The following is a 338-nucleotide window of genomic DNA, read 5'->3' as shown; positions in this document are numbered from 1 at the left end:
AGGTGTCACCAGAGGCCGTAGTAACCTGGATGGAGTCTATCCGGGGAGAAATGTCCGTGAAGCAAGCTTGTGAGCTGCTAGGGATTGCACGTGCGACGTACTATCGGTGGAAAGCCGTTTATGTTACAAAGCAAGAAGATTTCAGCTCACAGAGAAGATTCGTCAGCTCTGCACTTTGCATTAATTCCGTTATGGCTTCCAGTCGCCGGTTGAATTCCGACGACTGGCTGCTTAACTTGAAAGGTGTTTTGATCCCTGTCTCACAAACGGGGGTCAGTCCCGATAGAAACAGTGGTACAAACGAGGCGATTCTAAAAAGTGAACGGGTGCCATTACTA

At 48.8% G+C, this 338-nt stretch carries 1 protein-coding gene; it reads left to right on the top strand.

Annotation, left to right across the window (positions count from 1 at the left end; genetic code table 11):
• Positions 1-29: 29 nt before the first annotated feature.
• A partial coding sequence (locus AC0LWF_RS27910) for a helix-turn-helix domain-containing protein (RefSeq protein WP_474654708.1) occupies positions 30-338 on the top strand: 309 nt, incomplete at its 3' end.

It is taken from the genome of Paenibacillus sp. sgz302114, assembly GCF_056120345.1.
Note: the sequence above shows the minus strand (reverse complement) of the source record. Positions and strands in the feature narration are given on the sequence as shown.